At 60.3% G+C, this 8,202-nt stretch carries 8 protein-coding genes; 3 read left to right on the top strand and 5 right to left on the bottom strand.

Annotated features, from left to right (window positions below; genetic code table 11):
- The first annotated feature begins 391 nt into the window (after positions 1-391).
- Both PROAA_RS01670 and PROAA_RS01665 read left to right on the top strand, forming a co-directional pair.
- A complete protein-coding gene (locus PROAA_RS01670) occupies positions 392-1,237 on the top strand; it encodes a tyrosine-type recombinase/integrase (RefSeq protein WP_186409650.1) in 846 nt (281 codons plus the stop codon).
- 9 nt (positions 1,238-1,246) lie between these two features.
- A complete protein-coding gene (locus PROAA_RS01665; RefSeq protein WP_186409649.1) occupies positions 1,247-2,419 on the top strand; it encodes an IS91 family transposase in 1,173 nt (390 codons plus the stop codon).
- 329 nt (positions 2,420-2,748) lie between these two features.
- Here PROAA_RS01665 and PROAA_RS01660 read toward each other — a convergent pair whose 3' ends face one another.
- Positions 2,749-3,141 carry a hypothetical protein gene (locus tag PROAA_RS01660; RefSeq protein ID WP_186409648.1) on the bottom strand — a complete coding sequence of 131 codons (393 nt, stop codon included), beginning with the start codon at positions 3,139-3,141 and terminating at the stop codon, positions 2,749-2,751.
- A gap of 37 nt (positions 3,142-3,178) precedes the next feature.
- Between PROAA_RS01660 and PROAA_RS01655 the strand changes: the two genes are divergently transcribed.
- On the top strand, positions 3,179-3,922 hold the full coding sequence (locus PROAA_RS01655; RefSeq protein ID WP_186409647.1) for a DUF6946 family protein: 744 nt from the start codon (positions 3,179-3,181) through the stop codon (positions 3,920-3,922).
- 106 nt (positions 3,923-4,028) lie between these two features.
- Here the strand turns inward: PROAA_RS01655 and PROAA_RS01650 are convergent, their stop codons facing one another.
- From PROAA_RS01650 to PROAA_RS01635, 4 genes are all read right to left on the bottom strand, one after another.
- Positions 4,029-5,141: a copper resistance protein B gene (locus tag PROAA_RS01650; RefSeq protein WP_245664114.1), complete on the bottom strand. Its 1,113-nt coding sequence runs from the start codon at positions 5,139-5,141 to the stop codon at positions 4,029-4,031.
- Positions 5,142-5,170: 29 nt separating this feature from the next.
- Positions 5,171-6,967 (bottom strand): copper resistance system multicopper oxidase, encoded by a 1,797-nt coding sequence (locus PROAA_RS01645; RefSeq protein WP_186409646.1) that lies wholly within the window; start codon positions 6,965-6,967, stop codon positions 5,171-5,173.
- A 342-nt stretch (positions 6,968-7,309) separates the two neighbouring features.
- A complete protein-coding gene (locus PROAA_RS01640) occupies positions 7,310-7,642 on the bottom strand; it encodes a hypothetical protein (RefSeq protein ID WP_222102042.1) in 333 nt (110 codons plus the stop codon).
- A gap of 59 nt (positions 7,643-7,701) precedes the next feature.
- On the bottom strand, positions 7,702-8,139 hold the full coding sequence (locus PROAA_RS01635) for a DUF411 domain-containing protein (RefSeq protein WP_186409644.1): 438 nt from the start codon (positions 8,137-8,139) through the stop codon (positions 7,702-7,704).
- Positions 8,140-8,202: the final 63 nt, after the last annotated feature.

Raw genomic sequence — 8,202 nt, 5'->3', positions numbered from 1 at the left:
AGGGGAAGAAGTCATTCCCGACTAACGATTGAGGCCCCGGCGCGCGTCTTTCATCAGGGTCCGAGCCAATGAGCTCAACACGCCCCGGAGGAAGTCCCCCTGGGGGATGACCGGTTGTAGTTTCGCAGTCCGCCATCTTCTTGTCAGACACACGCAGTCGAACCGAAACCAGATCAGGAAAAAGCAATGAACTGAAAATCAGAAAACCGCTTGCATTGTTTGGGGAAGCCCTTGTAGTTGAACTAAACCGCTGACGCGGTGGTGGCGCGAGTCACCACCGCGTTGTGTTTTTGGGTTCTGTGGCGGCGAGAGTGTGTTCGGTGAAGCGACGCAAATAACGTGCGGTGCCATCCTCGTCATCGGGAATGTTCCCGAAAGAGAGGAGAGCGACATGACTGAATTGCGCCAACGGATGAACGACGCCATGGTGTTGCGCGGCCTTGCCGACCGCACGCGTGAATCGTATATCGCCTGTGTGCTTGGGCTGGCCAAACACTATCGGCCGCCGCCGGATCAACTGGATGCCAAGGCAATCCAGGCCTACCTGTTGCACCTGATCACCGAGAAGAAGCTGGCGTACGCCAGCGTCAATCAGGCGGCCTGTGCCTTCCGATTTCTGTTTGGCACCGTCCTCGGGCGAGAAGCGGCGAGGTTTGACATTCCGATGTCCAAGGTACCCAAGCGGCTACCGCGAGTCCTCGCGCGCGACGAGATTGTTCGCCTCTTCGCCCAGTGCCGGACGCTGCGTGACCGTACGCTGTTGGAGACGGTTTACGCCGCCGGATTGCGCCTCTCCGAAGTCTGCGCGCTGGAACTCCCGGACATTGAATCGGCCCCCGACCGGAGCTGCATCAAGGTGCGCCAGGGCAAGGGCGGCAAGGACCGCTATACGATCCTCTCGCCGCACCTGCTCGAATCGCTGCGCCTGTACTGGCGCACCTATCGGCCCCGGCGCTGGGTCTTTCCCAACCGGGCCGGCGACGGCCCCCTGTTCGTCCAGACCGCCCAACGCATGTACCGGGCCGCCTGCGATGCCGCCGGACTCGCCAACACCGCCGGCATCCACACCTTGCGTCATTCCTTCGCCACCCACCTGCTGGAGGCCGGTGTCGATCTGCACAGCATCCAGCGCCTGCTCGGGCATGGTCACATTTCGACCACCATGCGCTACCTGCATCTGGCGCAAGGCCGATTGACCGGCACCCCGTCCCCGCTCGAACTGCTCCCCCTGCACTGACCGGCGCGTGTGAGTCGAGCCGGCCTGGCCGAGGTGATCAACGCCTTCGGCCCCGCCTATCTGGCCACCCGATCGCTGCCGCGCGGGGCGGCCCGCGTCTGGCGCGCCATTCTCGCTTGCCGTACTGCCGCGCTCGGCGGGCATATCGACACCTGCGATGGCTGCGGGAGGAGCCGGCACGTCTATCACTCGTGCCGCAACCGGCATTGCCCACAATGCCAGACCCGGGCCAAGGAGGTCTGGATCGCCGCACGACGCCGCGAAGTCCTGCCGGTGCCGTATTTCCATCTCGTCTTCACGTTACCGCACGATCTCAATCCGCTGATCGCGGCCGCGCCGCGAACCCTGTACGAGACGCTGTTTGGCGCCGCCTCGGGTACGCTCAACGCGTTTGCCGCCAACCCACGTCATCTGGGTGGCGTCCCGGCGTTCTCGCTGGTGCTCCATACCTGGAAGCAGGATCTGGAGCGGCATGTGCATGTCCATGCGCTAGTCGCCGGTGGGGCGCTGACGACCACCGGGGAGTGGGTACGTCCGACGTCCGGCTTCCTGTTTCCGGTGAAGGCGCTCTCGAAGGTGTTTCGCGGCAAGTTCGTCGCCGCTCTGGAGGGCTTGCGAATCAGCGGGCGATGGTCGGAATCGGTCCAGGCGAATGTCGACTGGCCGTGCGTCAAGCGCGCGCTGTATGCCCACGACTGGGTGGTCTATGCGAAAGCGCCGCTCGGTGGCCCCGAGGCGGTGCTGGACTATCTGGGCCGCTACACGCACCGGGTGGCGATCTCTAATGAGCGGATCGTCGGTATCGACGGCAACGACGTACGCTTTCGGGTGCGCGGCGATCCCGAATCCGGGCAAAAGCGGGTCGTCCGCTTGCCAGGCACTGAATTCATCCGGCGCTTCTTGCAACACGTTCTGCCGACCGGCTTCAAGCGTATCCGGCACTATGGTCTGCTCTCTGCCGCCCGAAAGAAGCGCTGTCTGGCGGCGGCACGGGCGGCGCTCGATGTGCCGCCGCCACACCCCGAAGTTATCGAATCGGTGGACGAGTTCCTGCGCCGGGTGGCGCGCATCGAAGCGGCGCGCTGTCCGCATTGCGGTGTCGGACAGTTTCGCGTGTCGGCGGTGCTCTTGCGTGAGCCTGGCCTACCGGCCTACCTTCCTTCGCCCAGGGGGCCACCGTGAGCTGGACAGGTAGCGCACACCTCAGCACTTCTCGAAGCGATGGAAAGATCGCTTCCAGTGGGGCCTGCGCGCTCGCGTGCCGTTCTCGCCCGTGGCGGACAACACGCCGAACCGGATGCCCGGAATTCGGCGAGTCTGGCCCTCTTGCTCTGCCGTACTCGGGATATTTCCCGGCCAACCCCTATGCCAAACGATTGACTTCCCCGGCGCCTTCCTTACAATCCCCATAACCACCGCCCTCCCGGCGGTTCAGTCCAACAAGGTTTATCCGCCGAGATGACTCCGCGCTCTCTTCTTCCTCGCCCGCGTCGGCAGATAAACGCTATTCGTTAGCCATCGAAGGCCGTATCCCATTCAATATGAAGATTGAAGCTCAAGACGTGGAGGCAAACGGCACGTTTCCGCCAGCGCCTGTCGAAGGGAGCGCTCATCTTGTTCCAATCAGAACTTGGGCTGAGATGTTTCGGGAGACACAGATTACAGGCGTCGAGTTTGAGGAATTCTGGTACGAGAGCGTTGAGGAGGGCGTCGCCTATTTTTTCAGTTGGCTGGGGAATCCACGTTGTACGGTGCTGGTAGTGTGGGATGAACAGGAACCAACATGCATAGAGTGTCGCAAGGTTGGCGATCAACTTGTAACGGAGATCGAGGGCGCGCCAATCCATGCCGAGGTGACACAATTGTTCCGCAGCGCGGGGTTTTGGCAAAGCCAGGCCACGCATTGAGAGTTCCTATTGACTGGAAGCGGAGGACAGCACAATGAGCAAAATCTACATTCCAGCGGCAAGCGCAGAACAATGGGCGCAGTTCCTTGCCGATCCCGTAAAGCACTGGCGGCAGGGCTATTCTGCCCGAACCCTTGCTTACTCATGGCAAGAAGCAAGCGGCTTTCCTGTTGAGGTTCAAGCAGTTTTGGCCGACCAATTCCCAGACATCGAGTTACTTCTAGCTTTGCCCGAGCATCAGGTGCCGTTGCCAGGCGGCTCGCGTCCATCACAAAACGACATCTGGGTTTTGGCTCGCTCAGAGGGCAAAATCGTTTCAATTGCGGTTGAAGGCAAAGTCTCGGAACCCTTCGGCCCCACTGTTCAGGAGTGGCGCACAGAGGCCAGCCCGGGAAAGTCAGAGCGGCTCAACTTCCTTTGCGAGCAACTTGGCATTCAGTCTTCCGTTCCCGATGCCTTGCGGTATCAACTTTTACACCGCGCAACGTCTGCCGTCATTGAAGCGAAACGCTTTGGCGCAGCCCACGCGGTAATGCTTGTTCACTCGTTCAGCCAAACCAGCGAGTGGTTTCAAGATTACGCGGCTTTTGTTTCACTTCTCGGTGGCAGTGCAGCGTCAGAAGATTCCATCGTGTCGGTCGGTGTTCGTTCCGGCATTTCTCTTCATTTAGCTTGGGTTCGCGGTGATGTTCAGTACCTTTCAAAGCAGCGCGCTAAAAAACGGCTAACCCGGCAGTCCACACGGACGCTGCGCGATAAAGCCGCGCAGCACCGGTGACTTCTACGTTCCTGAGCGTCCGCTTTCCCATATCGCGAACTTCGGCTTGGGTCGGGGCGGGACGTTGGTGCGTGCCAGGCAGAGTGATGCCCGTGGGCAACGGCAATCAAAACCAGAAGCGCACACCGGCGACCCAGAGGGTCTCTGCAGTCGACTCGCCGGATGCACGAGCCATGTCCGCCGTCTTTCCATATTTGCTGGCTCGTTCGACGCCGATGTAGGGCGCGAACTGGCGGTTGATTTCATAGCGCAGGCGTAAGCCCGCCACGCCGGTGGATAACCCGCTGCCGATTTCGCGTGCGTCGTCGTCCTTTCCATACAGATTGACTTCGACATGTGGTTGCAGAATCAGCTTCTGCGTCAACAGAATTTCATATTCCGCTTCCAGACGCAGCGCCGTCCTTCCACTGCCGCCAACGTAGGCAGTGGCGCTCGTCTCAAACCAGTAAGGTGCCAGCCCCTGAAAGCCAAAAGCCAGCCAGCTTCGATCGGGACCGGTGCCACTGTCGTAGCGTGCTCCCAGTTGCGTGTCCCAGTAAGGCGCGATGGCATGGCCCCACAACAGTTCCGTGCGGGCATCCTGAAGTTTGCCTTTTGACACCTCGCCCTCGGCCTTGATCACCAGCCGGTTGTAGTCGCGACCGAACCAGGCCTGGGCATCGTAGGACGTTGCATTGACGTCCTGGTTGCCGACCCGCTCCAGGCGGTCGAACAGCACTGAGCCGAAGCTGTGTTCGTCGGCCAATCTGAGCTGCCGGGTCCCCGGCATAGCGTAGATCCCGCTGTCCAGAACATAGCCATCGGAATAGGCATGGGGATCGCGGGCATCGGCGGGTGCCGGGCCATCCTGCATGTGCATGTCGCCGTGATCCATGCCAGCCATTTCGGCTTCACCAGCATTCTCGCCGGGTTGGCCGCCGTCAGTGCCAGCGTGGTTCATCGCGGATGGCGAATCCGCAGGCATGGTGGATGCGTTTGAATGCGTGCTGCCATGGTCCATCTTGCTATGGTCCATGCCTGGCATCGACGGCTGAATGGTCGCGTTCTGTGCTTCGGGTGCGGCTTTCATTGCACCGCTGTGATGGTGAGCGTGATCTGTGTCCGTGGTCATCCCGCTTTGCGCCAAGACAGGCAGCGGCGCCAGGCAAAAGCTTGCCGTCAGCACCAAAACAAACGCCAACGCCAGTCGATTTGCTCGCAATCTTCTTCGCCGGGTCATGCTTCTATTCCTTTGTCCAAGTCGATGTCTCAGGCCACCAGCACTTCGCGGAACATGCCGGCATCCATGTGGAATAGCAGGTGACAGTGCCAGGCCCAGCGGCCCAGGGCGTCAGCGTTGACAAGGAAACTGATGCGCTGCGCCGGTTGCACCGGGATGGTGTGCCGCCTCGCCTGGAATTTTCCTTCGGGGGTTTCAAGTTCGCTCCACATGCCGTGCATATGCATCGGGTGGGTCATCATGGTGTCGTTATGAAGAATGACGCGTACCCGCTCGCCATGGCGAAAATGTACCGGTGTCGATTGACCGAATTCGAGCCCGTCGAAAGACCACGTATAGCGTTCCATGTTGCCCGTCAGATGCAGTTCGACTTCCCGCTCCGCACCGCGCGGATCGAGCGGCCCACCGACCGTGTGCAAGTCGGCCAGCGTCAGAACGCGGCGGCCGTTGTTGCGCAGGCCGATACCCGGATCGTCCAGATTGGTTCGTGCCATATCCACGCGCATGTCGGTGCTTGGCCCGTATTCAGTGCGGGCATGGCGAGCCTGCTTACTTGGCGCGGCCAGAGGGTTGACTGCCGCCGTGCCGGGCATCGCGTGCTGGCTGTGATCCATCGCCATGCCGCCATGATCCATGCCGGCCATGCCACCCCCCATGGCACCCCCCATGGCACCCATCATGTCGGTCATCGACAACCATTTCGGTTTGTCCAGTTCGGGTACCTCTGCTTGCAGGCCGGCCCCGCTTGCCAGCGTGCCTCTGGCGTATCCGCTGCGATCCATGGACTGGGCGAAGATGGTATAGGCATCGTCCTTGGGCTCAACCAGAACATCGTAAGTCTCGCCCGGGCCGAAACGGAACTCGTCCACCGCGACCGGGTGGATGTTCACGCCATCCGCCTGAACCACGCTCAGTTTCAGGCCAGGAATACGCACATCGTAGAACGTGTTGCCGGCGCCGTTGATGAAACGCAAACGCACCCGCTCGCCCGGACGAAACACGCCAGTCCAGTTGCCTGCGGGTGTTCTCCCATTCATCAGAAAGGTCAGGGCATTTGCCGACAAGTCCGCCAGATCGGTGGGGCTCATGCGCATTTCGTTCCACATCCGGCGCGCGTCGGTCGCCGACTTGAGGCCGTCGCGCGAGGCGTCCCGGAAGAAGTCCATGGCCGTCGGCTGGTTGTAGTTGTAGTAATCGCTTTGCACCTTGAGCTTGGAGAACACGCGCATGGGATCTTCATCGGTCCAGTCCGACAGGACGACCGTGTGATCACGATCCGCCCGGATGGTTTCGCCGCGCGCCGGCTCGACGACGATGGCCCCGTACATGCCGGTGATTTCCTGAAACGCCGAATGCGAGTGATACCAGTAGGTGCCGCTTTGCCCGACCTTGAAGCGGTAGGTGAAGGTTTCCCCCGGCGCAATGCCGGCGAAGCTGATTCCGGGAACGCCGTCCATCTGGTAGGGCAGGATGATCCCGTGCCAATGAATCGAGGTCGACACGGGCAGTTTGTTGGTGACCCTCAGGGTGACCGTCTCGCCTTCGCGCCAGTGCAACGTCGGCGCCGGTATCGACCCGTTGATGGCGGTGGCCATTCCCGAATTGCCGGTGAAATTGACCGGTGTGTTCGCCACCACCAGATCAAATTCGGTGCCACGCAGAATGGGTACGCCAGGCAGGCCGCCATCTGCGTCGGCATTTTGTGCCCACCCCCGACTCGACCATGCCGACGCCCCGAGCAGCACGCCTCCGGCGGCCAGTCCTTGTACGAATCGCCGGCGCGGCAGGTCAGGAATCGCGAGAACGAAAGATGGGTGATATTTCATGAACACAATTCCTCGTGCAAATAGCTGGCACGACTATCCGGCCCGCTCGCGGAGTTTCACAAGGCTGATTTCTACTGGATGCCTACCCGGCGTTGCTGGGCGCGGATGTATGCCGTGATATGTGCCACGTCGTCCGGGGTGAGGTTCGGGACGGCTGGCATGTCGCCGAACAGCAGGTGCCTGGCTTCGATTTGGCATGGGCTTCTGCATTGCGCTGAAGCCAGGCCATGAAATCCTCGCAGAGTCTTTTCAACCAATCGAACATGGTAAGCCTCCTTCCAATGCTGAACTTACGCTGAAGGTTTTATTGACTTGATAAACGCGCGAAGCGGTTTTTTGCGACTACTTGGTTGAGTCGCCGGGCATCGTCTTGGCAGCTCCGGAGTCCATATGGCCATGCATGTTGCCGCCCATCATTCCCGGCCCGCCCATGCCATGATTTCCATCAGCCATCGGGCAGCCGGATTTCATCCCCATCATCATGCCCTGTATCTCTTGCATATCCTGCATTTGCGCCATCATCATCGACATGCGCGCCTGTGGGTCGTTGATTTGCTGCATGGCCCGCATGCGTACCTGCATTTTTTCCATGATCTGGTTTGGCGTGTTTTGTGCCGTTTCGGCGGCAAACAATGCGATGGGAGCCGCGATCGTGGATGCCAGTATGAGTTTCATCAGTTTGCTTGGTCGAACGTTCATGGTCTTCCTTTCGTTGGTCGTGCTTGGATTAAAGGTCAATGGCGAGCAAACGTCGTCGTGCTGCCATCCTTTCCGACGAGAAGCACTTCGTAAGGAGTTTTGCTGCCGTCATCCATTCCCGGCGAGCTTGCGGGCATGCCGGGGACGCCCAGCCCCTTGGCCTGTGGCTTTTCAGCAAGGAGTTTCTTGACATCGCCAGCAGGCACGTGGCCTTCGACAAAGTACCCGCCGACTTCGGCTGTATGGCACGAACCCATTGCCAGTGGCACGCCCAGGCGAGTTTTATGCTCGGCCACCGTGTTGGTATCGTGGGCGATGACTTTGAAGCCGGCTGACTTCATGTGATCGACCCATTTTTCACAGCACCCGCACTGAGGACTCTTGTACACCTGCACGGCCGGCAGGGTCGGTGCAGCCCAGACGCTTGAAGCAAACAGCGACAGAAATACGGTCATTCTCAGTTGAGGTTTCATCGGCGGCTCCTTGTTTAAGACTTTGGATAGTTTGACCCGGCGTACCCAACAATCACCTGACGT

Source organism: Candidatus Propionivibrio aalborgensis (assembly GCF_900089945.1).
GTDB lineage: Bacteria > Pseudomonadota > Gammaproteobacteria > Burkholderiales > Rhodocyclaceae > Propionivibrio > Propionivibrio aalborgensis.
Note: the sequence above shows the minus strand (reverse complement) of the source record. Positions and strands in the feature narration are given on the sequence as shown.